The following is a 23,589-nucleotide window of genomic DNA, read 5'->3' as shown; positions in this document are numbered from 1 at the left end:
AAAGGGGTGGGGACTGTGGCGGCATTGCATATTTATTTGTTGCTGCACTCCGTCTTCTTACCCTGCATACGGCATTCAGTGATGAGCTTGCCCTGCTTGTTCCAGGCCTGGACTTTCCAGCTTTGCTGCTCACGCTCCATGGTCATGAAACCGACTTCATTGGAGTTGCTGAAGTAATCCAGTTTCGCCTCAGTATACGGCGTGGAATTCGCTGCCAGTGGCACAGGCAAAGGGGTGTCCAGCGAAGAACCACCATTGCCCGCAACAAATTGCACAGGATGATCTGTACTGAAAATCAGGGCTTCAAACAAATGCACATGGCCAGACAAGGTCGCCTGCACTTTGGAGGGGAACAGGCGCGTGCTGTTCAAGCTTTGCATGATGTCTTGCATCGCGAGGTTGCCAGGGAAGATATTCAAAGGGCCGTCTTTTTTACGTTCAGCAGCAAAGGCCAGCACAGGGTGGTGGTCGATGAAGATATTGAAATCTGCATTGTCTGCCAGCGTGTTGACGGTCTTGAACTGCTCCATATACAACTGGTAAGCCGCATCCGTTTTCGCCAGTGGCTTGATAGGTACTTTGGCTGAATCAAATATGATTAGCTGCGCCTGCTCGCTGCCTATACGCCCCAGCGGCACGGCATAAGGGTCGCTATAGTCGCCACGAATGTCATTTGCTTCATCGACACAGTCATGCCCTCTCTTCAAAGGACGCGGGTCCATCAGACGCCACCAGCCCTGGCCTGCGCGTACACAGGTTTCATGGTTGCCGCGCACGACTACCCAGGGTGCCGCCTTCAGCAAAGCCTGTGCGGGTGTGAAAAAATCTGCCTGCCAGGTGTCCCAGCCATAACCCCATGGGCTGCCTGCGCATTCCTTATTCCCTTCAGGGCAGGCATTTTCGCGGTAGTGATAATCACCGACATGCACCACCAGGTCAGGTTTGAAGCGTGCCGCAGTTTCCACCATTTCGCGAAAAGCCCATTTCTCGCTGTCATTACAAGACTGGAAGTAATTGTCACCCACTTTAAGACGGCAACCGGTATCGCCAATAACGATGATTTTTTGCGCGATAGGTTTGGGGATAGGTAAATCCCGTCCGCCAACACTGGCTGTTTTGGTAGCAGGCAGCAAGGGAGCTTCACAAGTCAGCACAGGGAAAGCGGAAGGCTTGCTGTCTTCCGGCTTACTGGCTGTCTTGCGCAAAGGCAGGGAATTTGGCTCTGCCCTGTGGTTCATCGCGACCAGATTACCATCCTGCACCAGGGAAGGACAGATATTGTCTGCCGTGACAGCGCGGGCTATGGCCTGGCCATTTTCGCCTAGCACTACCCAGGCTGCCTGTATTTTTGCATCATGTTGTGTAGACAGGCTGCTACAGGCCGCCAGCAAACTGCTGATGGTCAGCACTGTGAGCCTTTGCAGCCCGGGCATCTTGTTGAATCCCATGTTTTTCCCCTGTATTTACTTCAATCCCAAAGCTTCATAGGCCAGCCGCTTGAAATCAAAAGAAAACGGATGCCAGAAACTCATTAATCTTTGTGTCATCAATATCCCGGCGATATTGTGGCGTGGTGATATCCACCAGTGTGTACCAGCAATACCACCCCATTCAAACTCGCCTAGCGATGCTGGCGGATCTATGGATGAAGGCTTAAGCGTTACCGCACCACCCAGGCCAAAGCCCTTGCCGGGTACATCACCCACGCCGGGAAAAGCTATGCCTGTACCAGCGGGTAAATGGTTTTGCATCATCAGTTTGATAGTCTCAGACCTGAGCAAGGTGTCACCTTCAGGCATGAAGCTGCGCATCAGTGAGAGCATATCCTGCATGCTCGATACCAGGCCTCCACCGCCCGACAGGCGTGCCACTGGCGTCATGAAAGCGCCGGGGTAAGGTGATTTGTCGAGTTTGCGCAAGCCACGCTGCAGGATATTTTGCGGGTCAGTACCGGCATAGTAAGAAGCCAGCCTGTCCAGTTTATGTTCAGGCACGACAAAGCTGGTGTCATGCATGGCCAGGGGATTAAGTATGCGCAATTGCAGGAAGCGGTCAAAGCTCAGGCCACTGACCACCTCCACCAGACGCGCCAGTACATCGGTGGCGATAGAATATTCCCAGGCTGTACCTGGATGAAAACTCAGCGGCAATTCTGCCAGCACATCCATCATCTCGGCCAGAGTAGTAAAGGCATTCATGACCCGTTTTTCATTGTAGGCCTTGTACATGACCGTGCCATGATCGAGCAAGCCATAACTGAGACCGGCGGTGTGGCAAAGCAGATGCCTGATGGTGATCTTGCTGCGTGCCGGTTCGGTATCGTCTATGCGGGTGGCACCAGGTTTGAGTACCTGCAGGTGCGCCAGTTGTGGCAAAAATTCTTCTGCTGGCTGGTCTAATTCGAGTTTGCCATCTTCCATCAACAACAAGACTGCCACCGAGGTGATCAGCTTGGTATTGGAAAACACGCGAAACAGATGATCATCGCGCATAGCCGTCTGGCTCTCGCGGTCGGCCCAGCCTGTGCAGTGCTGGTGCACCAGTTCACGCCCGACCAGCACCGCAGTCGAGACACCGGACAGGATTTGCCTGTCCACATATTTTTGCATTGCTGCGTTAACTGCGCTGAAATCGTAAGTCATTTGCTAAATGCTGAAAGCGACAAAGCATATATCCTACCCTCAACTCAACATATACTGCCAGCTAAAGAAGACTGTTAATCCAGCGATGATGGTTGCCAGTTGATGTTTTGTAACTGCACACAGCAAGGCTGCCACAGTTGCTGCCACCAGTTGCGGATTACGCCAGCTCAATTCCAGCTCCTTGCCGTGCGGCGACAAGATCATGGGGACGATGATGGCAGTCAGCACCGTCACAGGCACAAACTCCAATGCCTTTTTGAGATTACCGGAAAATGCCACGCGGTCACCAAGGATGAAGATCAGGGCCTTGACGAGAAAGGTGATGACAGCCATGCCCAGTATGGTCAAAGTGATATTCATGCCTGCTCCACAGTGATTTGTTCTTGCTTATTATTTTGCTTAGTGAAACACGATGCCAGCATGCCAGTCGCCACCCCCAGGGCAATCGCTGCCAGCAAACCCAGCTTATAGGGCAAATGTTGCAAGGCATAGGCGGTGCTGCCAGCGACGATGGCAGCCAGCAAATGCGGGCGCTTGAACAGTTGCGGCACGACGATCGCAATAAAAGTTGCCACCATGGCAAAGTCCAGGCCCAGGGTCTGCAATTGTGGGAAGATCGCCCCAAACATCAGACCTATCAGCGTCCAGACTTGCCAGTTGACATACATGGACAAGCCCGACCCCAGGAAATACCAGTGCCCCAGGGCATCTTGCGGATGCTGGCGGTAATAGCCGTCGACCACAGCAAAAGTTTCATCCGTCAGCAAGAAACCCAGCCCCCAGCGCCAAGGTCTGGGTAAATGACGTACATGCGGCATCAGGGAAGCCGCATACAGCATGTGCCGCAAATTAACGATAAAAGTCGCCAGCCAGATCACCAGCATGCCAGTGTGACTGGCGATGAGGCCAGTGGCAATGAACTGGCTGGACCCGGCAAACACCACCAGCGACATCAACTGCCCCTGCCAGGCTTGCATTTGTGCAGTGGCAACCAGGGTGCCAAAGATCATGCCAAAAGGGGCGGCACCGACCAGCATGGGGACGGTGTCGCGGATACCGGCGGTGAAGTGCTTCATTCTTGTGGAGGGGGGCATGGGGTGATTCCATATTGCATTGCGATTGAATGGGATCTTGCCTGTTAATTGGGGATGGGGCTTGTACGTTCTTGCGGTTTGGGGGCGTTATTTGAAATAAAGAATTTACTTACGTACCTTACCTGGCTGAAAGTAAATTAAATGACTCTCAATGTTAGTTACGTCATTCCAGCCTGCTTTTGGCTGGAATCCACCGGGCTGGCGCTCCAGCGGCGTTCTTAGCATGCCGTGTAATGCATTAAACGTAGAATCGCAGATTTACGAGCTAGATTTCTAAATACCCCCACACGTCATTCACGATTGCAGGCCGGGGGTAGCCCGGCAGCTACTCCCTTTTCTTGCTTTCGCCAAGAAAAGGAAGCAAAAGAAGGCGACCCAGGCGTCGCTGCCCCCTAAAGGGGGTTCCCTTTGCTGCAAGTCAAAAAATGGGAAGGCTCGAAAACTCGCTACGCTCAAACAACGGTCATTTCTTAATCCATTTTCTGCCTCGCAGCAAAGGCATCGACACATGGGAACTGCGAAAATCAACCCCAACGTCAACACGACCGCTAATTGCTTTACTTAATACACGACTGATCAAATCGCCAAAATCCACTCAAACCCGCCATCTCCCCGGCGCCACTCCAAACGCCCGTTTAAAATGCCGCGTGAAATGACTCTGGTCCGCAAACCCTGTCATGGTCGCAATCTCAGTCACAGTCAGATTCTGCCGCAGCAAACTCTGGGCGCGGTTCAGCCTCAGTTGGTTACGCCATGCATGTGGTGGCATGCCAGTCATGCGGGAAAACAGACGGGCAGCGTAGAAGCTTGACAGGCCTACCTCTTGCGCCAGTTCGGTCAGGCTGATTGCTATGCTGAGATCTTCACTGAGCCGGGATTTCATCATTTCCACCCTGACGGTGTCTGGCAAGATGGCTTGTACAGTGGGGCGGGTGCGGGCGTAGCGCGACAGCATCAGGGCAAAGCCTGCGGTCAGGGCGTTTTCGGCGGCGAGTGGATCATTACCGGCTTCCAGCAGGCGATGGGCAAAGGCCAGTTGAGCGGAGACTTCGGCATCTTCGATGACTCCATCCGGCAACCACGGGACACCGACAGCTGTGCCTGCCATGTCGCTGGCGAGTTGTTGCATCCAGTCTACCGAAGGGTAAAAGGCGCGGTAAGCCCAGCCATGTTCGGTTGCTCTCTCGCCGGTATGCACTTCACCGGGGTTGATGGCAGCGATGCAGCCAACAGAAGCCAGGCAACGGCTGCCGCGATAGCGGTAGGTTTGCGCGCCTGACTGTATGACGGGGATGGAAAAGCCTTCGTGCCAGTGCGGGGCAAATTCCTGGGCGAAGTATTCAGCCGTCAGCAACTCAGCATCTGGCAGCAGCGGGCTGCGCCAGAAGTGGGCGTCGTCACGGAAGGTGGCTGGTTGGTCCATATGCTAAAAAATACGGTAAGTCCTTTGATTATTAAGGATTATTCTATACCCAAGCAAGAACACTGATATACATCAACGCCATTTCTGCCTATATGTGATACATTTCGCCCGCCATTTTTTATGTGGCATTTGTTAATTCGTATTTATACCCGCTCTATGAAAAACCTATCTCTCTTACTCATTGCCTGTCTTACCGCCTGTGGCGGAAGTTCCTCCACTTCTAACGCCCCGGTAACTCCAGCCGTCTCCGAACTTGAAGGAACCTGGGTGTACTCCACTGGAAGCCATATCACTGGGACTGCCTGTGGTTTAGACATTCATGGTGCGTATGAGGAGCGTACAACTTTTACTTTCTCAGGCAGCTCAATCACAGGCAAGAAGGAAGTTTGTCTTATCCTTAAAGGTAACACTGGCGGCTTCATTCTAAATGACAGCTTGACGGGAATTTTCAAAACAGGCGATATTTATTTGACTTCTGGAAGTGAATCCTACAAAACACTGGATATTACTTCAAATGGTACTACTCAATATACTGGGTACGCTTTGCTTGGAAATAAGTTTAAATTACCTTTACCCAACCCAAATACAGGTATGGATGGCACTACACCAGCGAAGCGGGTTATCACAGCAGCATCTGTCTACACACCCGGCGTAGGCTTAGTAGAGCAGCCAGTTTTTGTGAAACAGTAAAAAAAATAGTAGATAGAATTTCAGCCATTTTTCCCCCTTAAAATAAAAATAGGCGGATCTATTCACGCACTATTTTCTGCGTGGCACAGAAGTGAAACATCACCCCGCATGTTTTCCTCGTATTCTTTTTCCTGGCTATATATTGCCTGCCACTCAAACTGAGTTTGAATTACCTGCCTTGAGGGGCAGGTGTCAAACAATTCATCTACAAAATTTTGTGCGCAGGCAATGCTGTTGATGCTGGAAAACAACGGCAGGAAGAATTTAAATGATTTCTTCCAATTTGTTATCCGGCAAACAAATTCCATCTTGTGCCAAATGATAAATAGATTTTGAATTTGCGCAGAGCTGCCACTTATAATGATGGGCAAATGTCCAGCATGTCGCTAGCGTGATGTGCAGCCCAGGACTTACTCCCTACTCTTGAACATCAAACACCGGATGGAAAGGTCAAAGTGACTTCTGCTGCTTCACCCATAGTGCCCAGGCTGGAACTGACCGACATTTGTAAACGCTATCCGGCAGTCGTCGCCAATGATGCTGTCAGACTGCAGGTGGCTCCGGGTGAAATCCATGCAGTGCTGGGTGAAAATGGTGCGGGCAAATCGACGCTGATGAAGATCATCTTTGGTGCCGTCAAACCTGATTCGGGCACGGTGCGCTGGAATGGTGAGGAAGTCAGAGTAGCGACACCACAGGATGCGCGCAAACTGGGCATCGCCATGGTGTTCCAGCATTTTTCACTCTTCGATACCCTGACCGTGGCCGAGAATATTGCCCTGGGCCTGGACCAGCATGTGAATATGCTGGAGCTGGCCGAACAAATCGCCCAGACTGGTGAAAACTATGGCCTGGAGCTGGAACCACACCGCCATGTGCATACCTTGTCAGTTGGTGAGAGACAGCGCGTGGAAATCGTGCGTGCCTTGCTGACCAAGCCACAATTGCTGATACTTGATGAACCTACTTCAGTACTGACGCCGCAAGCCGTACAAAAACTGTTTGTCACCCTGCGCAAGATTGCCGCTGAGGGTTGCAGTATCCTGTATATCAGCCATAAGCTTGATGAAATCCGTGAGCTATGTCATAGCGCCACCGTCATGCGTGCTGGCAAGGTCACCGGGCATTGCGATCCGGCGCAAGAAACCGCTGCCAGCCTGTCGCGCATGATGATAGGCGAGGATTTACCGCCATCGGCACATACTGAGCCCGTGACCCTGGGCGAATCTCGCTTGCTGATACGTCAGTTGAGCCTGCCCAAGGCACATGCCTTTGCGACGGCACTCGAAGACATACAACTGGAATTGTTTGGTGGTGAAATCGTCGGCATCGCCGGTGTATCCGGCAACGGCCAGCAAGAATTGCTGGCCGCATTGTCAGGCGAAGACAGGCGCGCCGCGCCGCAGATGATAGAACTCAAAGGCAAGCCAGTTGGTAATCGCGGCCCTGAGAGCAGGCGCAAACTGGGCCAAAGCCTGGTGCCGGAAGAAAGACTGGGCCGGGGGGCAGTACCAGAAATGAGCCTGACTGCCAATATGCTGTTGTCGCACCAGCATGAACCCTTCGTCAATAAGGGCATGATCAATTTTCGCCATACGATACAGGCAGCGGCGAATATCATCGCCCGTTTCCGCGTCAAGGCGGGCGGGCCTGAGTCACTGGCGCGCAGCCTGTCGGGTGGCAATCTGCAAAAGTTTATTGTGGGTCGTGAAATCACACGCCAGCCGGATGTCTTCATCGTCGCACAGCCCACCTGGGGGGTGGATGTGGGTGCGGCCGCGCAAATCCATGATGAGATACGCAAGCTCAAGCAGGCTGGTTGCGCGGTATTGGTGATATCGGAAGAACTCGATGAATTGTTTGAATTATGTGACCGCATGCATGTGATTGCCAAGGGCCGTTTGTCGCCTTCGATAGCAACTGCCAGCGCGACCAGGGAAAAGATAGGATTGTGGATGAGTGGTTTGTGGGAAGAATGGACGACGGCAGAAACCGTGTCCCTGGGTAAAGCTGGTGGCAGCCGCAAGAAAAAAAATGTGCAGAATGAGCGGGGCGAGCATGCTTAAGCTGGAATTGCGTGCCGCCAGCTCGCGCAGCATGGCCTACTTTTCTCCTGTGCTGGCCTTGTTGCTGACGATCTTTTTCGGTGCGCTGTTATTCATGGCACTGGGCAAAAACCCCTGGACTGGCCTGCAGGTATTTTTGATAGAGCCAATACGCAACAAGGCTGCCATCGCCGAACTATTGCTGAAGACCACGCCACTGGTCTTGTGCGCACTGGGGTTATCCGTCTGTTACCGCGCCAATGTATGGAACATCGGCGCAGAAGGGCAGTTGATTGCCGGTGGCCTGGCCGCTGGCAGCACCATACTATTTTTTGATACTGGCACGCCAGGTTTGTCGGGTGGCATGGTCTTGTTGCTGGCAACTTGCGCGGGTGTGATTGGTGGCAGTTTGTGGGCATCCATCACCGCCTTGTTGCGTGACCGCTTTAATGCCAATGAGATTTTGGTGTCACTGATGCTGACCTATATCGCGCAGTTGCTGCTGATGTATGCCGTCAACGGCCCGTTGAAAGACCCGCATGGCATGAACTTTCCGCAGTCCAAGGTGTTTTCCAGTGATTACCTGTTGCCGCATCTGTTCTCGGGCAGCCGCCTGCATATAGGCTTTATCGTCATGCTGGTCGCGAGTGGCTTGATGGCGGTGTTTGTGTATCGCAGCTTTGCTGGTTACCGCTTGACTGTCGGCGGGCTGGCGCCGCTGGCAGCGCGTTATGCGGGTTTCTCCAGCCGCCGCGCCTTATGGACCTCCTTGCTGATCTCCGGCGGCTTCGCTGGCATGGCAGGCGCATTTGAAGTCGCCGGGCCCATAGGCCAGGTCTTGCCTTCTATCTCGCCGGGTTATGGCTTTGCTGCCATCATCGTGGCCTTCATAGGTCGTTTGAATCCCATAGGCACTATCTTTGGTGGCCTGGTGCTGTCGCTGTTTTATCTCGGTGGCGAGATGGCGCAATCGCGCCTGGGCCTGCCTTCTGCCATCACTGGCCTGTTCCAGGGCATGCTGCTGTTTTTGCTGCTGGCTTGCGACACCCTGATCAATTACCGCCTGCGTTGGCAGAAATAAGCAACCATGGAAAATTTTGCTGCACTTATCGCCGCCTCTATCAACTCTGGCACACCCTTGCTGATCGCGGCTTTGGGCCTGCTGATCAATGAACGTGCAGGCGTGCTCAATCTTGGTGCCGAAGGCATGATGCTGGTGGCCGCCATTACCGGTTTTGCCGTGGCCCACCAGACCCATATGCCCTGGCTGGGTTTTGTCGCTGGCGCAGTTGCTGGCATGCTGATGGCGACTTTGTTTGCCTGGCTGGCACTGGTACTGGTGACCAATCAGGTAGCGACTGGCCTGGCATTGTCCATCTTTGGCGCTGGCCTGTCGGCCTTCATAGGACAGTCTTTCGTTGGGCAGTCTCTGCCTGCGGGGCCGCATGGCATACCGTTTTTATCGGATATCCCTTTCCTTGGCAAAGCCTTGTTTGACCAGCATCTGGCGGTGTATTTTGGTCTTTTACTATGCGGCGGCATTATCTGGTTCTTGTACCGCAGCCGTGCTGGCCTGGTCTTGAGATCGGTGGGTGAATCGCCGGAATCTGCCCATGCGCTGGGTTACCCAGTGCGCAAGATACGTTATCTGGCCTTGCTGTTCAGCGGTGCCTGTTGCGGCATCGCTGGGGCCTACCTGTCTGTCGTGTATACCCCGATGTGGGTGGAAGGCCTGGTTGCCGGGCGTGGCTGGATAGCCCTGGCATTGACGACGTTTGCTACCTGGCGTCCGGCACGGGTCTTGCTGGGTGCTTTACTGTTTGGCAGCGTGACGATTTTGCAGTTCCATTTCCAGGCAATAGGCATCGCCATTCCATCGGAAATTTTATCCATGCTGCCCTATCTGGCAACGATTATCGTGCTGGTGCTGATTTCGCGTAACCCTGACTGGATACGCCTGAACATGCCGGCTTCACTGGGCAAGCCTTTCCGCCCGGGGTCGGCGTAATCAGATATCTATGTAATTTGCTGTGCGTTTTTTGATTAACACTGAAAATCAAACCAAGGAAGCTATCCATGAAAATCACTCGCAGAAAAACCCTGGCAGCGGCGCTGTCCCTGGCTATTGTCGGTCTTGCTGGTTGTGGCCAGAAAGAAGAAAGCAAATCCGCCAGCGCCAGTGCAGCAGCGCCTGCGCCAGCCAGCAACGCTGCAGCACCAACTGCCGCCGAGCCTTTGAAAGTCGGTTTCATCTATGTAGGCCCGGTGGGTGATGCAGGCTGGACCTATGCCCATGATGCTGCCCGCAAGGCAGTGGAAGCCAAGTTTGGTGACAAGGTCAAAACCACTTTTGTCGAGAACGTGCCAGAGAGCGCAGCAGATGCAGAGCGCGTGATCCGCGACCTCGCCAATCAAGGTAACAAGGTCATCTTTGGCACTACCTTTGGCTACATGGAAGCCATGCTCAAAGTCGCCAAGGATTTCCCGGATGTGAAGTTTGAACATGCGACTGGCTACAAAACTGCCGATAACCTGGCGCAATATGATGTGCGCACATATGAAGGCGCTTATCTCGCCGGTGTCGCTGCAGGCAAGATGAGCAAGTCTGGCAAGCTGGGTGTGGTTGCCTCCATCCCTATCCCTGAAGTACTGCGCAATATCAATTCCTTCACCCTCGGTGCTCGCTCCATCAACCCCAAGGCCACCACCAGGGTGGTCTGGGTCAATAAATGGTTTGACCCTGGCAAAGAGCGTGAAGCCGCCACTACCCTGATAGGTCAGGGCGTGGATGTGCTCATGCAAAATACCGACTCAGCCGCGGTCGTACAAACTGCCGAAGAAAAAGGCGTCTACGCCTTTGGCTGGGACAGCGACATGAGCAAGTTTGGCGCCAAAGCCCACCTGGCAGCATCGGTCATCGACTGGGGGGTGTACTACACCAAGCGCGTCGATGAAGTGCTCAACAAAACATGGAAATCAGACACCACCTGGTGGGGCCTGAAAGAAAACATGATAGACCTGAAAGCCTTCAACGCCAGCCTGTCCGACGAAGTCAAAAAACTCATCGCCGACAAACGCCAGGGCGTCATCGACGGCACAGGCCCGATCTGGAAAGGGCCTATCAAGGACAATACTGGCAAGGAAGTTTTGGGCAAGGATGCCGTGGCGGATGACAAGTTCCTGCATGACATCAAGTTTTATGTGGAGGGTGTGGAGGGGAAAGTGCCGGGTTGATTTAAGTAAGACCTCTCAACACAGAGACACGGAAAAATACAGGTTTCACTGTGTCTCTGGATGATTGGGCTACGGATTTTCCGTAGCTTGAGCTCCTCGTAGGTTGGGCTACGCCACATCAGCCCAACACTCGGCGTTTAAATAGCGTATGCGTTTGCAGAGGCCCAGTGTTGGGCTGATACCCCGTAGCCCAACCTACAATCCTGCCAACCATCCTGCCTACAACTTACACCATCACCTTAGCCGAAGCCTCCGCCACTATCCGTCTCAACCACTGCACCTCTGCCGCCGCATGCGCGCGTTCATGCCAGAGCATGTAGAACTTCATCTTGGGTACGGTAATCGGCATGGGCAAGACTTCTATCGGCCAGTCTCTGGCGCATTGCACGGCAAAGCTGCGACTGGTGGTGAAAATGAGGTCGGTACGTGAGAGTACATAGGGGACCATGCCAAAGTAGGGAATGGTCATCTGTATCTTGCGCTTCAAGCCCTGCTCTGCGAGTGCGCTATCTATGATACTGCGGTGGCCCATCATATACGGCGTGGGGGCCAGATGGGCCATTTCCAGGTAGTATTTGATCGACAAACCCTTGCTGACGACCGGGTGTTTGCGATTCACCATGCAGACCACTTCATCTTCAAACAATTGCGCCAGATGCAGGTGCGGTGGCAGGTCGGGCCAGTTGCCGATGACGCAATCAAGCTCGCCACTTTCCAGGCCAGCGGCATAATCAAAACCGGCATTCAGAGCATGTACAGTCAGGCCGGCATTGGGTGCCTGTTCGCGCAATTTTTCTATGATGAGTGGAATCAGCAAGGCGCTCAGGTAATCCGGTGCGCCGAGCTGGAAGATGCGCTGGCTAGAGGCTGGCATGAAGGCCGGTGCCGGGCTGGCGATACTTTCCAGCACATTCAAAGCCTGGCGTGCCAGCAATAAGAGTTCTTCACCCCGCTCAGTCGCAGTCATACCGTTTTTACCGCGTACCAGGATGGCATCCCCGGTGATTTCGCGCAGGCGCTTCAGCATATTGCTGATGGCGGGTTGTGATTGTCCCAGCTTCATGGCGGTGCGGGTGACGCTGCGTTCAGTCAGCAGGGTGTGCAAGACGCGCAAGAGATTGGTGTCGAGCTGATCCATCAATCGCTGGTTCATGCTACTACCTCTGGCAAAGCCAATACATCACCATCAACAAATACCAGCATCTGGCCAGATGCACACTGAGTCCAGCTTTCATTGGTTGTCAGAGGTTCGGTGACGATGATGGCGACCTTGTCGGCAGGGGTAGTGACCTGAGAAAAATCGACAGCCACATCTTCATCCGTCAAGGCAGCGGTACTGAAAGGATGCTGGCGCACGATGTAATAGAGTTTGGTAGAACAGTGGGTGAACAGGGCTTCACCATTCGACAGCATCATATTGAAAGTGCCATAAGTGGCAATTTCTGCCGTGATCTCTTGCATGAATTGCGCCAGTTGCTGCACCGATGGCAATTGCTCGCCAAAGTGACGACGCATGCGTTGCAATAGATAGCAAAATGCTCTTTCACTATCGGTATTGCCAACTGGCTGGAAGCTGCCGTCCAGCACGGGTGCGAATTCCTTCAAATCACCATTATGGGCAAATACCCAGTAACGCCCCCAGCATTCACGTACGAAGGGATGACAGTTTTCCAGGCTGACCTGGCCCTGGGTAGCCTTGCGGATATGGGCGATGACATTCCTGGATTTGATGGGATAGCGCTTGATCAGCTCGGCCACCGGCGATTCGACTGCCGACTGGTGATCGACAAACAGGCGTACGCCGCTGCCTTCAAAGAAAGCGATGCCCCAGCCGTCCTTGTGCTCGTCCGTCAGACCGCCGCGTGTTGCAAACCCGGTAAAACTGAAGACAATATCAGTCGGGGTATTGCAGTTCATTCCTAGTAATTGACACATGATGCATATAGTGAAAACAGTTTGACCATACCTTAACATAGGCAAACCCGCTTATTATTCCCATCTTTATAAGATTTTTGAGTTTGCTTATGTTATTTGCCGTCAGATTTACCGACAAAACAACGATGCGCCATGTCCGCACTGACTATATGGCTGCCCACATAGATTGGCTGGCAGCACGCCGGGCGCAAATCAAGGTGGCAGGATCACTGCGCCATGATGCCAATGACCACCCCATAGGCGCTTTATGGATCATTGAAGCTAAAGACAAGGCCGAAGTAGAAAGCCTGTGGCAAACTGACCCTTTCTGGGTCTATGGCATGCGTGAAAGTGTGGAAATTTTGCAATGGTCCAAGGCTTTTCCAGAAGTCATCGCCGAAATCTGAGGCTGTCTCCAGGACTTGCTACCAGCTTAACAATAGACCAACAACATGCCTGTGGTAAATGTTTTACATTTTGACCGTAGACTAAGCCTCTATTGAAGCAGATAATATTTCCCACAAGACCTGATTGCAGGTGAATAAAGGATGGATAATCATGCAAAACTTCAGCACTGACGCCTTATTGCTGGCAGTCCCTGAATTAAAGGATGTTGCGCCCAAACACTACCCTGAGCTGGTATTGCTGGCAGCACAAAAAACCTTCAAGACGCGTAAACCGCTCTGGCGTGAATTCATGACGGGTTTGACAATATTCGCAGCAATTTATCTGTCTAACCGCATCGCAGCCCCAGACTCGATATGGATAAGCTGCGTGCTGACTGTAGGCTTGGCTCTTGTTTCCATGTTTGCGATTGACCTGGTGTACTTCCGCAAGTTAAAGCCAGCGATCATAGACAGGCTTGCCAAGATCAAGCTTGGTACAAAAGAATAAGCGCAGTAAGCACAGCCTGGACATCAAGTTTCAGGTTTTTAAGGCAAACACTTTTTGAAATTCACGTTTGCCCTTGCTGGTCAATGCCAGCGCCCGGCTATCAAGATCACGTTCCAGCCAGGAATGACTAATCAATAAATTCAGCAAAGCAGCCCCCAAAGCACCACCCAGATGCGGAGTGCGCTCACTCCAGTCCAGGCAGGAACAGGCAAAACGCCGCCTGGCCTTGCGTGTCGTGGCAATATCCAGACCCAGTTCTTCCAAAGACTTACTGCCTGTTGCCGTCAATTCATAGGCAGTTTCTTCACCGTCGACCGGCCTGATCCAGGCTTGCTGCATCAGATAATCATGCACCCCCACCGCCACCTCACCCGCCATATGGTCATAGCAGGTACGCGCCTTGCGCAGGCGGTCCGGGGTGTTTGGCACAAAGCGTGATCTTGGTAAGCCGGCGATCAACAGCAGGGACTCCAGTGCAATCGCCACTTCATTACTGGCGAGCTGGTAATAGCGATGCTTGCCCTGCGCCACCACCGTCACCAGATGTTGTTCCAGTAATTTACTCAAATGCACACTGGCAGTGGATGGGCTGACCTCAGCCACAACGGCCAGCTCAGTGCTGGTGCGGGCGCGCCCATCCATCAGGCTGCACAGCATGCGGGCGCGGGCAGGCTCGGCAATGGCCCCGGCGAGCTTGGCTAATTGCGTATCGGCGTATTCTATATTGGTGTGATTGTCTGCATTCATAGTTTGATGGTAGACGAATTGTTCAATGCGAACAAGCCCTATACTGCATTTCACCACTTACTCATCAACCCTACTCTGCCCTGCCATGACACAGCAAATCACTATATTGAATGCCGCTTGCCACCCAGACCCTTACCCGTATTACGCCAGCCTGCGTGCAGGGCCAGCATGGTTTTTTGATGCAGCACTCAAATGCTGGATAGTCAGCCGTGCCGACATCGTGCAGCAAGTGCTGGAATCTCCCGCTTGTGCTGTCAGGCCAGTGACAGAACCTGTGCCACGCAATATTGCCGGGGGATCAGCGGGAGAAATATTTTCAAACCTGATACGCATGAATGAAGGCCAGGCCCATGCCCTGCCTAAACAGGTAATACAAAGCTCATTGCGCAAGCTGGACTTGTCTGGCATCGCCGCCTGTACGCAGCAACATGCGACCCAACTCGCAAACACATATGATGTACGAACAGGAGATGGACTGACACAATATCTGTTCGCCTTGCCCATCCATGTCATGGGCAGCGTATTGGGGTTTTCAGAAGAAGCCCTGCCCGCCCTGGCAAGCTGGATGGCAGATTTCGTACGCTGCCTTTCCCCCTTGAGCACTGCAGAACAAATCGATGCCGCACATGTGGCTGCAAAGGCTTTGCAAAATAGTTTTCGCCAACTGCTGCAAGACAGTCAGGCGAAACCAGATGGATTTCTGGCAGGTCTGCAAAGCGAAGCGGAACAACTAGGCTGGCAGCATGCTGATGGCATCTTGTGCAATCTCATCGGCTTGTTATCGCAGACGTATGAAGCAACAGCGGGTCTGATGGGTAATAGCATCATCGCCTTACAGCAACAACAAGGCCTGTTGCAGAAGCTGCGTGAAGAATCAGCCAGTCAGCCACAGACAATAAAAGACCTGATTGCAGAAGTAGCCCGCTACGATGCCCCGGTACAAAACACCCGCCGCTTCGTCACACAGACATGTGAAATTGCAGGCCAGGCTTTGCAAGCTGGTGAGGCAATCGTGGTCTTGCTGGCAGCCGCCAATCGTGATGCGTCAGTCAACCATGATGCAGACAGTCTGCAACTGAACAGACCTGACCGCAAGGTATTCAGCTTCGGCCATGCGCGCCATGCCTGCCCAGGCCCAGCAATTGCCGAACAGATCAGCGCCAGCAGTCTTCATCATCTGATAACTACCTCCGTGCTTGAATGGCATAGATTAAGCTGGACTTATCGCCCTTCCCTGAATGGCCGCATTCCGGTATTCAATCATCATAGGGGTCTGTCATGACTGAGGTCTGCATTGCCGGAGGCAAGAAAAACAATCCTGCTACAGAACTTGCGTTGTTGCTCGCACTTTCTACCTTGTGGGGGGCGTCATATACCTTTATCAAAATTGGTGTTGTGACTATCCCGCCTATGAGTTTTATCGCGGCGCGCACCTTGATTGCCAGTGCTTTGTTGTTGATGATCATGCGCTGGCGCGGAATCCGTCTGTCACGCGACACGGTCGTATGGCGCCGTTTCATGGTGCAGGCATTGCTGAATAGCGTCATGCCATTTACCCTGATTGCATGGGCAGAGCAGTCAGTCGATGCCGGTCTCGCCACTATCCTGAATTCTGGCGCACCCATTCTGACGTTTCTGGGAACATGGATGATCACCCGACATGAATCCGTCACTGCCCGCAAGCTGTTTGGTATCGTCACGGGACTGGCAGGAACCTGCCTCATCATCGGCATGGAAGTCTTGCATGGCCTGGGCGAACAATTGATGCCACAACTTGCCATTGTCCTGGCCACTGTCTGTTATTCATGTGCCGCCATCTACGGCAAGAATTTTAAAGGCCTGGACCCGATGCAGCCCGCTGCCGGATCGTTGATCTGCGGCGCAGCCGTCATGCTGCCTTTAAGTCTGCTGCTTGATCACCCATGGACAATCACGCCTTCGCATGCATCGGTCTTTGCCTTGCTTGGACTTTCCGTATTTTCGACAGCGCTGGCATTAGTTATTTATTTTCGCCTGATGCGAACTCTGGGTTCCGTCGGCACGACTGCCCAGGCATATTTACGCGTGCCGATTGGTGTCCTTATCGGTGTGGGCGTCTTGCAAGAAAACATGACACCTACCGTCTGGACAGGCTTGGCCTGCGTGGTAGCTGGCGTGGCAGCGATGACCATCCCGGCACGCGCTGCCATACCTGTCAAAATAGAACCTCTCAATCAGATACCCCATAACAATCAGGAGACACCATGATCGCCGTTATATTTGAAGTCATCCCCCATGCAGACAACAAGCAGGAATACCTGGACATCGCCGCCGGACTGGCCCCCTTGCTAAGGGAGATGGATGGATTCATCTCGATAGAGCGTTTTCAAAGTCTGGTTGATCCTGCCAAGATTTTGTCGCTGTCTTTCTGGCGTGATGAAGCTGCTGTCGCCAACTGGCGCAATACCGAAGAACACCGGGCTGCGCAGTCACAGGGACGTGCTCACATCTTTGCCGGCTACCGTTTGCGCATAGCATCTGTCGTGCGTGACTATGGCTTATTGGAGCGTGAACAGGCACCGGCAGATAGTCGTCATGTACACGGTTGACACTCATAAGTGCACCCCAGATTTATGACGTAGTATGCCGCCAGACCAGCGGCAATTTTCATCTCAAGAGAGAATATCAATATGTCTGAATTACAGCTTTACCTGAATAAATACTTTTTGACCAAGGCACAATTCGCCGCAGCCTGCGGCATTCCTGAAGCAGAATTAAATGATTTGCTGGCAGCACAGATACTGCCCGGTCCTTCTTATGTCATCTCAGAAAAAGCCACCATCAACTCTGCCGTATTTGGTGAGTCAGATGCCGCCGATACCATAGCCAGTGATTATTTTCGTGCCAGCCATACTGTCTGGTGTGACAGGGCAAAACAGCTGGTGGCTGAACACGGCCTGGCCGCAGCATCAGAGACAATGAAACAAGAATTCATGCGCGACTACATCGCTGCGCTGACTGAATTGAATGCCAGTGTATGGCATATGCAAGACTGCTTCGAACAGGATGGCACAGCAAATGCTGCTGGCCTGACAGAAAATGCAGAATTCCACTGGAAGCATTTTTTGCTCGGCACCTTTGGCATCTGCACCGCCAATCCAGTTTCTGCCGCAGAGATTGCACGTAAAGGTGTGTTACAGCTAAAGCTGAGCTCTCTGACTGGGAATGGCAGCAAAAACGAATTCAGTCATGCTGAAGCAAACGACATCCTGCCAGTAGTCGATGCCTTTGCGGACGCCGTCATGTGTTTTTCACCGGCTGAATTTGCACGCTCCAGCCGCAAGCGTCTGGTCGATGATATAAGGCCGAAATTACAAGCTGTGTTATCCAGATAATGCCTGGCACATATACTCAATCTCTATGCACCCATGGCAGCCTTTTACTCTAGCTGCCAGTATTTCCCATTACCCGGTTTATATTGTAGCCTTGTATCAGTACACTATTTGATTTGCTTGCAAGCATACTGGCACCATGAAAGGCCAGCTATTGCTACACAAAAACGCGGGATCATTTCAGGAAGCTGTTTTTCATTGGATAGAAGTGTTTTTTCCATGAAACTCAGTTAAGCAATAACTCGATCAAGCGATTGTATTTTTCGATATCATAATTGGTAATGCCTCAATAAGACTGTGCCCTCATAAATATCTCGTCAATTACCAATCCAACCTCATCGAGTACATCAGCTTGATCAGTGCCTCTGTAGACGCATCTATTGTTAGTTTGCAGTCTGCTCCTTACAAGCAATCGGATTCGGATAAAGATAAGTACAAAAGTATTTTTTACTACCGCAAGATGCCATAAACGTATGTACACCGCTACTGACTTTCTCGTTAAAAATACCTATATCGGTAGGTGAGCAGCCAATTGCACCCGACGCTAAATTTTGAGATATTTTTGTTGACGTACAAGCGCTAACTGAAGCCAACAACATGGGCACAACTAAAAATTTAGTCAATTTTTTCATATAATTTCTCCTGTGTGTCGCGTGGATCAAACACGACGAATTAAAGATTCGCGCGAAGTTTAACGTGATCCAAGTCCTCATACAAGAGACAACCCTGTAAACTAAAATCTAAATTTTAGAATTACCAATATTTTTCCGAATCACAGATCAGAGATTTCCCCTTACTCTTAAAAAATCAAACAATCTTGACCATTACATATTGTGTGTGCTGACAAAAACCATGTGATATGCCCTGCCCCCTTATCACATTATGAATTTTCAAAAAACACTGATAGCTTACCAAATGGGGGCTTCATTTTAGATACATAGATACTCTATTTACCTATACAAAAGCGCGAAAAAATTACACCCAGCAAATCATCAGAAGTAAATTCACCAGTGATACTGTTCAAGCGGTCTTGCGTCAGACGCAGTTCTTCAGCAAACAAATCCAGCGACTGATCATTTTGCGCTGCATACTCAGCGGCGTTTTGCAAATGCTCATGTGCATGTTTAAGAGCGATCAGATGACGTTCGCGGGCGAGATAAAGTGATTCACCAGTCTGCTCCCAACCGGCGATGCGTAGCAATTCCTTGCGCAGCAGATCTATGCCTATGTGTTCATGTGCTGACAGATAAATATGCGTCGCATCTGACATTTCATCGACACTGGCATGGTGGCCGGATAAATCTATTTTGTTCCAGATACGTATCACCGGTACGCCATCCGGGAAGCGCGCGACGATGGCATCGTCTGCCCGGGTCGGACCGCGGCTGGCATCCAGTAAATGCAGGATGACATCGGCCTTTTCAACTTCTGCCCAGGTGCGTTCTATGCCTATGCGCTCTACCGTATCGATGGCATTGGCGATCTGGCCTTCTTCGGGTTCGTCATGTTCGTGACGTATGCCGGCAGTATCGATGATATTGAGGGGTATGCCTTCGATATGGATAGTCTCAGTCACCTTGTCGCGTGTCGTACCGGCAATCGGTGTGACGATGGCGACATCATCGCCTGCCAGCACATTGAGCAAAGATGATTTACCGACATTCGGCTGGCCTGCCAGCACCACATTCAAACCGGCGCGCAACAAGGCACCCTGGGCTGCCTGTTCAAATACCTTTTGCAGGGCATCCTGTATGGTCGCCAACTGGCCGCGAGCATTCGATTTTTCGAGGAAGTCGATTTCTTCTTCCGGGAAATCCAGTGTCGCCTCGACCAGCATGCGCAGATGCACGACTTTTTCTACCAGCGCATGAATGACTTTGGAAAAAGCGCCGGACAGCGATTGCGATGCCGATTTGGCTGCCGCCTCGGTCGAGGCTTCGATCAAATCAGACACAGCTTCTGCCTGCGCCAGATCAAGCTTGTCATTCAAAAAGGCGCGCTGAGTAAATTCACCAGGTTCTGCCAGTCGCAATCCTGCATCCTTGCCTGCTTCCAGGCAGCGCGACAACAGCATTTGCATGACAACCGGGCCGCCATGGCCTTGCAGTTCCAGCACATCTTCACCGGTATAAGAATGCGGTGCCTTGAAATAAATCGCGATGCCCTGGTCAATGACGGTACCGTCAGTCTGGGTAAACGGCAAATAACTGGCATGACGCGGCTTGAATTGGGTAGTGCCAAACAGAGCAGTGACGACAGGCGCAAGGTCCTTGCCAGAAATGCGCACTACACCTATGCCGCCACGTCCGGGGGCGGTAGCAATGGCAGCAATGGGAATGGGTTCGTAGATCATGTTGAAATTCTATCTGTGCTTGCACACTGTGAGTGCAAATTAGTCTGTTGGTTTGTGACGGAAATGCGACAGGGCGTGTATACCAAGAATATCTACTCTTGTAGGTTGGGCTACGGTTTACCAGCCCAACACTCGGCGTTTAAATAACGTTTACCTTCGTGTTCCTGCCCGACACTGGGCATCTAAATGACGTATACGTTTGTTGAGGCCCAGTGTTGGGCTGATACCCCGTAGCCCAACCTACAAATTAGACGCAAATGAGCCAGGGGTTTGATCAACAAATCACATCATAAAAAAAGCCCGCAAGCAAACTTGCGGGCTTTCTCATTTGCTCAATCTTTACGCTTGAGCCTTATGCTCTGGCGGTATCAATTTATTATTGATGACCCATTGCTGTGCAATCGATAAGATATTGTTGACTACCCAATACAACACCAGACCGGACGGGAAGAAGAAGAACATGACCGAGAATGCCAGTGGCATGAACATCATCATCTTCGCCTGCATAGGATCAGCCGGGGCTGGGTTCAGCTTGGTGGTGATGAACATGGAAATCGCATACACCACAGGCAGGATATACCAAGGGTCAGGTGAAGTCAGGTCAGTGATCCAGCCCACCCACGGTGCGCCACGCATTTCTACGCTGGCTTGCAAGACCCAGTACAGTGCCAAAAAGATAGGCATCTGGATCAGGATAGGGAAGCAGCCGCCGAGAGGATTGATCTTCTCAGTTTTGTACAACTCCATCATGGCCTGGTTCATTTTTTGCGGGTCGTTTTTGAAACGCTCGCGCACAGCCTGCATCTTCGGTGTGACGACCTTCATTTTGGCCATGCTGCGATAACCGGCAGCCGACAGCGGGAACAAAGCCAGTTTGATGGAGATCGTGAAGACCACGATAGTCCAGCCCCAGTTACCCAGCATTTTATGAATTTGTTCCATGACCCAGAACAGTGGCTTGGCAATCAGTGTCAAAACACCATAATCCTTGACCAGCTCAAAGCCAGGGGCAATCGCTTCCAGCTTGGCAGACTCTTGCGGGCCGGAATACAGGTGCGCATTCATGCTGACTGTTGCACCTGGTGCCACTGTGCCCATAGGCAAGACATTACCAACTGCATACAGATTGGTATCAACCTTCTTGGTGAAAATTTCACGCTTGGCCTTGTCTTGCGGAATGAAAGAAGACACAAAGAAATGTTGCAGCATTGCTACCCAGCCATTGTCTGATTCTTTGGCATGGCTATCTGTACCCTTGGCGATTTTTTCAAAATCCAGTTTCTGGAATTTTTCTGCTTCTGTGTACACAGCAGGCGCATAGAATTCACCGCTGCCAGAGAACATGCCGCCGCTTTCAGGCTTGGTGCCGTCATGCAACAATTGCAGATACAAAGAAGGTGTGATCGCCGCTGTACCAGTATTGGTCACATCATGGCGCACATCGATCAGGTACTCGCCTTTTTTAAAGGTATAAGTCTTGGTCAGCTTGACGCCGCCTTGCTCGGATTCCAGCACCAGTTGTACCTGGTTACCACCTTCCAGGCTACGTACACCAGGCTTGGCAACGAAGCCAGACTTGTGATTAGGGAAAGCACCACCCAGCAAGCCCGTTTGCGCCAGATAAGTACGCTTCTCTGATTTGTTAAACAAGAGCACATTTTGAGTATGATCTGTGCCGTCTTTATGTTTCAGCAATTCCAGTTTTTTCAGCTCGCCACCGATGGTATCAATTTCTGCCTGGATGACATCGGTAGTAATGGTAATGGTTTCACTCTTGATGACAGGTGCCGCGGCAGCATCAGTGCCTGCCACTGCGGTCGTGCTGGCAGCACCACTCACACTAGCTGTTGCACTGCTGGCAGAGGCAGAAGCACTGGCCACTTTTGGAGGAGGCGCAGCAAACATAGACGGCTTGCCGCTATATACACCCCAGCCATTCCAGAGCATGATCAGCGAGAAAGAGAAAATTACCCACAGGACGGTACGTTTGATATCCATTTGTGTATGTCAGGAAAGGGGAGAAGAATGTCCAGTATGCTTGCCATCATGGCAGCACTGGGCAGATGTGGGGGCGGTATGCGATTTTTCACTAGCGGGCGGCACATGATCGACGCCACCTGGGTGCCATGGATGACATTTGCACAAGCGTTTACCTGCCAGCAAGCTACCCTTGGCAGCACCATGCAACTTGATGGCCTCTGCCGCATATTCAGAACAACTGGGATAAAACCGGCAGTTCTGCCCCAGCATGGGACTAATTGCCAGCTTGTAAAATCTGAGCAACAGGAGCAGCAAGGTTTTCATCTCAAATGCCCTAGGTTAGCTTAGGTAGAACTTGCAGGTGGCTTATGACTAACAGGCGCGCAAGCAGGTGCTGCAAACAGACGCAAAATTTCCGCCCTGAGCTCACGCTTGAGCTGGGCAGTCGTCGCTGGCCCGGCCTTGCTGTTAACAGGGCGGGACAACCTCACTATGCAGTCCACGTTGAGCAAAGCTGCATGCCTGAAAATCTCGCGGGTGACACGCTTGATGGTATTGCGCGTCACTGCACGTGGCGCAAAACGCTTGGCGGCCACCACACCCAGACGGGCGTGCGGCAAATCATTGGTTCTGGTATAGAGCACAAAATGCGCCGTCTTTTGCACGGGGCGCAAACGAAAAACGGATGAAAACTCATCCGTTTTAACGATGCGCCTGACGCGGGCAAAATCTGCGCCGCCTGCACCTGCCTGAACTGGCTCAGTTGTATGCTCAGTTACGAGATTGATCATGCAAATTCAGCAAAGCTGCCGCAGATCAATGAACTGATAATCAAGCTGCCAGGCGTTTACGGCCTTTGGCGCGACGTGCGTTCAGAACAGCGCGGCCACCGCGGGTTGCCATGCGTGCGCGGAAACCGTGAGTGCGCTTGCGGCGAACGACGGAAGGTTGGTAAGTACGTTTCATGTTGGTCTCGCTAATTGAGCAATAAAAAAAATCGGAATTACGGATAAAGGCTGTCTTGGGTGCGACTTCGGCTTGCACATTTTCGTCAGGCCTTTCGCCTTTACTGCCCCAAAACCGCTGCTCATGGTGTTATGCGTCAATCCATCAAAAAACTGATAATTAAAGCCGCACCAATAAAAGAGGGGTAGGGAACCCACAATTAGACACCATTTCTGCTTTGCGTGTCAATCACTTAG

Annotated in this window: 26 protein-coding genes; 11 read left to right on the top strand and 15 right to left on the bottom strand. The window is 52.0% G+C overall.

Annotation, left to right across the window (positions count from 1 at the left end; translation table 11 throughout):
* Positions 1–32: 32 nt before the first annotated feature.
* From ACO0LF_RS07235 to ACO0LF_RS07215, 5 genes are all read right to left on the bottom strand, one after another.
* Complete coding sequence (locus ACO0LF_RS07235) at positions 33–1,448, bottom strand: metallophosphoesterase family protein (RefSeq protein WP_423013326.1); 1,416 nt, start codon at positions 1,446–1,448, stop codon at positions 33–35.
* A gap of 15 nt (positions 1,449–1,463) precedes the next feature.
* On the bottom strand, positions 1,464–2,642 hold the full coding sequence (locus ACO0LF_RS07230; RefSeq protein ID WP_423013324.1) for a serine hydrolase domain-containing protein: 1,179 nt from the start codon (positions 2,640–2,642) through the stop codon (positions 1,464–1,466).
* A gap of 39 nt (positions 2,643–2,681) precedes the next feature.
* On the bottom strand, positions 2,682–3,002 hold the full coding sequence (locus ACO0LF_RS07225) for an AzlD domain-containing protein (RefSeq protein WP_423013322.1): 321 nt from the start codon (positions 3,000–3,002) through the stop codon (positions 2,682–2,684).
* The gene (locus ACO0LF_RS07220; RefSeq protein WP_423013320.1) at positions 2,999–3,736 is read right to left on the bottom strand and encodes an AzlC family ABC transporter permease; all 738 of its coding nucleotides are present in this window, start codon (positions 3,734–3,736) and stop codon (positions 2,999–3,001) included. Before ACO0LF_RS07220 ends, ACO0LF_RS07225 begins: the two co-directional genes overlap by 4 nt.
* A gap of 595 nt (positions 3,737–4,331) precedes the next feature.
* A complete protein-coding gene (locus tag ACO0LF_RS07215; RefSeq protein WP_423013318.1) occupies positions 4,332–5,159 on the bottom strand; it encodes an AraC family transcriptional regulator in 828 nt (275 codons plus the stop codon).
* A gap of 120 nt (positions 5,160–5,279) precedes the next feature.
* Between ACO0LF_RS07215 and ACO0LF_RS07210 the strand changes: the two genes are divergently transcribed.
* Entirely contained in the window at positions 5,280–5,849 is a 570-nt protein-coding gene (locus ACO0LF_RS07210) for a hypothetical protein (RefSeq protein ID WP_423013316.1), read from the top strand.
* A gap of 62 nt (positions 5,850–5,911) precedes the next feature.
* Here ACO0LF_RS07210 and ACO0LF_RS07205 read toward each other — a convergent pair whose 3' ends face one another.
* Entirely contained in the window at positions 5,912–6,220 is a 309-nt protein-coding gene (locus ACO0LF_RS07205; RefSeq protein ID WP_423013314.1) for a hypothetical protein, read from the bottom strand.
* Positions 6,221–6,304: 84 nt separating this feature from the next.
* Here ACO0LF_RS07205 and ACO0LF_RS07200 point away from each other — a divergent pair, with 84 nt between their 5' ends.
* The 4 genes from ACO0LF_RS07200 (at position 6,305) to ACO0LF_RS07185 (ending at position 11,128) form a co-directional block, all read left to right on the top strand.
* Entirely contained in the window at positions 6,305–7,915 is a 1,611-nt protein-coding gene (locus ACO0LF_RS07200) for an ABC transporter ATP-binding protein (protein WP_423013312.1), read from the top strand.
* Positions 7,908–8,975, top strand: coding sequence for an ABC transporter permease (locus tag ACO0LF_RS07195; RefSeq protein WP_423013310.1), 1,068 nt, complete (start codon positions 7,908–7,910; stop codon positions 8,973–8,975). Before ACO0LF_RS07200 ends, ACO0LF_RS07195 begins: the two co-directional genes overlap by 8 nt.
* Before the next feature lie 6 nt (positions 8,976–8,981).
* Complete coding sequence (locus tag ACO0LF_RS07190; protein WP_423013308.1) at positions 8,982–9,902, top strand: ABC transporter permease; 921 nt, start codon at positions 8,982–8,984, stop codon at positions 9,900–9,902.
* Positions 9,903–9,970: 68 nt separating this feature from the next.
* Complete coding sequence (locus ACO0LF_RS07185; protein ID WP_423013306.1) at positions 9,971–11,128, top strand: BMP family ABC transporter substrate-binding protein; 1,158 nt, start codon at positions 9,971–9,973, stop codon at positions 11,126–11,128.
* A 226-nt stretch (positions 11,129–11,354) separates the two neighbouring features.
* Here ACO0LF_RS07185 and ACO0LF_RS07180 read toward each other — a convergent pair whose 3' ends face one another.
* The gene (locus ACO0LF_RS07180; RefSeq protein WP_423008011.1) at positions 11,355–12,281 is read right to left on the bottom strand and encodes a LysR family transcriptional regulator; all 927 of its coding nucleotides are present in this window, start codon (positions 12,279–12,281) and stop codon (positions 11,355–11,357) included.
* Positions 12,278–13,063: a class II glutamine amidotransferase gene (locus tag ACO0LF_RS07175; protein ID WP_423008009.1), complete on the bottom strand. Its 786-nt coding sequence runs from the start codon at positions 13,061–13,063 to the stop codon at positions 12,278–12,280. Before ACO0LF_RS07175 ends, ACO0LF_RS07180 begins: the two co-directional genes overlap by 4 nt.
* Positions 13,064–13,152: 89 nt before the next feature.
* Here ACO0LF_RS07175 and ACO0LF_RS07170 point away from each other — a divergent pair, with 89 nt between their 5' ends.
* Together ACO0LF_RS07170 and ACO0LF_RS07165 are read left to right on the top strand one after the other, a co-directional pair.
* Positions 13,153–13,449 carry a YciI family protein gene (locus ACO0LF_RS07170; RefSeq protein WP_423013304.1) on the top strand — a complete coding sequence of 99 codons (297 nt, stop codon included), beginning with the start codon at positions 13,153–13,155 and terminating at the stop codon, positions 13,447–13,449.
* A 151-nt stretch (positions 13,450–13,600) separates the two neighbouring features.
* Positions 13,601–13,936, top strand: coding sequence for a hypothetical protein (locus ACO0LF_RS07165; RefSeq protein WP_423008005.1), 336 nt, complete (start codon positions 13,601–13,603; stop codon positions 13,934–13,936).
* 30 nt (positions 13,937–13,966) lie between these two features.
* On the opposite strand, the gene ACO0LF_RS07160 is transcribed toward ACO0LF_RS07165, so the two are convergent.
* Complete coding sequence (locus tag ACO0LF_RS07160; protein ID WP_423013302.1) at positions 13,967–14,683, bottom strand: ArsR/SmtB family transcription factor; 717 nt, start codon at positions 14,681–14,683, stop codon at positions 13,967–13,969.
* Between the two features lie 25 nt (positions 14,684–14,708).
* On the opposite strand from ACO0LF_RS07160, the gene ACO0LF_RS07155 reads away from it, so the two are divergent.
* From ACO0LF_RS07155 to ACO0LF_RS07140, 4 genes are all read left to right on the top strand, one after another.
* On the top strand, positions 14,709–15,965 hold the full coding sequence (locus tag ACO0LF_RS07155) for a cytochrome P450 (RefSeq protein WP_423013300.1): 1,257 nt from the start codon (positions 14,709–14,711) through the stop codon (positions 15,963–15,965).
* Entirely contained in the window at positions 15,962–16,930 is a 969-nt protein-coding gene (locus ACO0LF_RS07150) for a DMT family transporter (RefSeq protein WP_423013298.1), read from the top strand. The genes ACO0LF_RS07155 and ACO0LF_RS07150 overlap by 4 nt, the downstream gene beginning before the upstream one ends.
* Positions 16,927–17,271: an antibiotic biosynthesis monooxygenase family protein gene (locus tag ACO0LF_RS07145; RefSeq protein WP_423013296.1), complete on the top strand. Its 345-nt coding sequence runs from the start codon at positions 16,927–16,929 to the stop codon at positions 17,269–17,271. Before ACO0LF_RS07150 ends, ACO0LF_RS07145 begins: the two co-directional genes overlap by 4 nt.
* An 81-nt stretch (positions 17,272–17,352) precedes the next feature.
* Entirely contained in the window at positions 17,353–18,057 is a 705-nt protein-coding gene (locus tag ACO0LF_RS07140; protein WP_423013294.1) for a DUF6058 family natural product biosynthesis protein, read from the top strand.
* Between the two features lie 380 nt (positions 18,058–18,437).
* On the opposite strand, the gene ACO0LF_RS07135 is transcribed toward ACO0LF_RS07140, so the two are convergent.
* The 6 genes from ACO0LF_RS07135 to rpmH all read right to left on the bottom strand — a co-directional run bounded on the left by ACO0LF_RS07135 (position 18,438) and on the right by rpmH (position 23,353).
* Positions 18,438–18,686: a hypothetical protein gene (locus ACO0LF_RS07135; protein ID WP_423013292.1), complete on the bottom strand. Its 249-nt coding sequence runs from the start codon at positions 18,684–18,686 to the stop codon at positions 18,438–18,440.
* Between the two features lie 314 nt (positions 18,687–19,000).
* Positions 19,001–20,407, bottom strand: coding sequence for a tRNA uridine-5-carboxymethylaminomethyl(34) synthesis GTPase MnmE (gene mnmE, locus ACO0LF_RS07130; protein WP_423013290.1), 1,407 nt, complete (start codon positions 20,405–20,407; stop codon positions 19,001–19,003).
* Between the two features lie 339 nt (positions 20,408–20,746).
* Positions 20,747–22,405 (bottom strand): membrane protein insertase YidC, encoded by a 1,659-nt coding sequence (gene yidC, locus ACO0LF_RS07125; protein ID WP_423013288.1) that lies wholly within the window; start codon positions 22,403–22,405, stop codon positions 20,747–20,749.
* 9 nt (positions 22,406–22,414) lie between these two features.
* Entirely contained in the window at positions 22,415–22,711 is a 297-nt protein-coding gene (gene yidD / locus ACO0LF_RS07120) for a membrane protein insertion efficiency factor YidD (RefSeq protein WP_423013286.1), read from the bottom strand.
* Between the two features lie 20 nt (positions 22,712–22,731).
* Positions 22,732–23,178, bottom strand: a complete 447-nt coding sequence (gene rnpA, locus ACO0LF_RS07115; protein ID WP_423013284.1) for a ribonuclease P protein component — start codon at positions 23,176–23,178, stop codon at positions 22,732–22,734.
* A gap of 40 nt (positions 23,179–23,218) precedes the next feature.
* On the bottom strand, positions 23,219–23,353 hold the full coding sequence (gene rpmH, locus ACO0LF_RS07110; protein ID WP_061535510.1) for a 50S ribosomal protein L34: 135 nt from the start codon (positions 23,351–23,353) through the stop codon (positions 23,219–23,221).
* Positions 23,354–23,589 lie beyond the last annotated feature (236 nt).

The organism is Undibacterium sp. Di27W (genome assembly GCF_049340345.1).
Classification (GTDB): domain Bacteria; phylum Pseudomonadota; class Gammaproteobacteria; order Burkholderiales; family Burkholderiaceae_D; genus Undibacterium.
Note: the sequence above shows the minus strand (reverse complement) of the source record. Positions and strands in the feature narration are given on the sequence as shown.

What these genes read in the sequence shown, in the direction of transcription:
- mnmE (WP_423013290.1), bottom strand. Translation starts at nt 20,407, where the DNA reads ATGATCTACGAACCCATTCCCATTGCTGCCATTGCTACCGCCCCCGGA.
- ACO0LF_RS07195 (WP_423013310.1), top strand. Translation starts at nt 7,908, where the DNA reads ATGCTTAAGCTGGAATTGCGTGCCGCCAGCTCGCGCAGCATGGCCTAC.
- ACO0LF_RS07160 (WP_423013302.1), bottom strand. Translation starts at nt 14,683, where the DNA reads ATGAATGCAGACAATCACACCAATATAGAATACGCCGATACGCAATTA.
- ACO0LF_RS07215 (WP_423013318.1), bottom strand. Translation starts at nt 5,159, where the DNA reads ATGGACCAACCAGCCACCTTCCGTGACGACGCCCACTTCTGGCGCAGC.
- yidD (WP_423013286.1), bottom strand. Translation starts at nt 22,711, where the DNA reads ATGAAAACCTTGCTGCTCCTGTTGCTCAGATTTTACAAGCTGGCAATT.
- ACO0LF_RS07150 (WP_423013298.1), top strand. Translation starts at nt 15,962, where the DNA reads ATGACTGAGGTCTGCATTGCCGGAGGCAAGAAAAACAATCCTGCTACA.
- ACO0LF_RS07140 (WP_423013294.1), top strand. Translation starts at nt 17,353, where the DNA reads ATGTCTGAATTACAGCTTTACCTGAATAAATACTTTTTGACCAAGGCA.
- rnpA (WP_423013284.1), bottom strand. Translation starts at nt 23,178, where the DNA reads ATGATCAATCTCGTAACTGAGCATACAACTGAGCCAGTTCAGGCAGGT.
- rpmH (WP_061535510.1), bottom strand. Translation starts at nt 23,353, where the DNA reads ATGAAACGTACTTACCAACCTTCCGTCGTTCGCCGCAAGCGCACTCAC.
- ACO0LF_RS07185 (WP_423013306.1), top strand. Translation starts at nt 9,971, where the DNA reads ATGAAAATCACTCGCAGAAAAACCCTGGCAGCGGCGCTGTCCCTGGCT.
- ACO0LF_RS07175 (WP_423008009.1), bottom strand. Translation starts at nt 13,063, where the DNA reads ATGTGTCAATTACTAGGAATGAACTGCAATACCCCGACTGATATTGTC.
- ACO0LF_RS07230 (WP_423013324.1), bottom strand. Translation starts at nt 2,642, where the DNA reads ATGACTTACGATTTCAGCGCAGTTAACGCAGCAATGCAAAAATATGTG.
- yidC (WP_423013288.1), bottom strand. Translation starts at nt 22,405, where the DNA reads ATGGATATCAAACGTACCGTCCTGTGGGTAATTTTCTCTTTCTCGCTG.
- ACO0LF_RS07170 (WP_423013304.1), top strand. Translation starts at nt 13,153, where the DNA reads ATGTTATTTGCCGTCAGATTTACCGACAAAACAACGATGCGCCATGTC.
- ACO0LF_RS07210 (WP_423013316.1), top strand. Translation starts at nt 5,280, where the DNA reads ATGTGGCATTTGTTAATTCGTATTTATACCCGCTCTATGAAAAACCTA.
- ACO0LF_RS07225 (WP_423013322.1), bottom strand. Translation starts at nt 3,002, where the DNA reads ATGAATATCACTTTGACCATACTGGGCATGGCTGTCATCACCTTTCTC.
- ACO0LF_RS07135 (WP_423013292.1), bottom strand. Translation starts at nt 18,686, where the DNA reads ATGAAAAAATTGACTAAATTTTTAGTTGTGCCCATGTTGTTGGCTTCA.
- ACO0LF_RS07190 (WP_423013308.1), top strand. Translation starts at nt 8,982, where the DNA reads ATGGAAAATTTTGCTGCACTTATCGCCGCCTCTATCAACTCTGGCACA.
- ACO0LF_RS07165 (WP_423008005.1), top strand. Translation starts at nt 13,601, where the DNA reads ATGCAAAACTTCAGCACTGACGCCTTATTGCTGGCAGTCCCTGAATTA.
- ACO0LF_RS07220 (WP_423013320.1), bottom strand. Translation starts at nt 3,736, where the DNA reads ATGCCCCCCTCCACAAGAATGAAGCACTTCACCGCCGGTATCCGCGAC.
- ACO0LF_RS07145 (WP_423013296.1), top strand. Translation starts at nt 16,927, where the DNA reads ATGATCGCCGTTATATTTGAAGTCATCCCCCATGCAGACAACAAGCAG.
- ACO0LF_RS07180 (WP_423008011.1), bottom strand. Translation starts at nt 12,281, where the DNA reads ATGAACCAGCGATTGATGGATCAGCTCGACACCAATCTCTTGCGCGTC.
- ACO0LF_RS07235 (WP_423013326.1), bottom strand. Translation starts at nt 1,448, where the DNA reads ATGGGATTCAACAAGATGCCCGGGCTGCAAAGGCTCACAGTGCTGACC.
- ACO0LF_RS07155 (WP_423013300.1), top strand. Translation starts at nt 14,709, where the DNA reads ATGCGAACAAGCCCTATACTGCATTTCACCACTTACTCATCAACCCTA.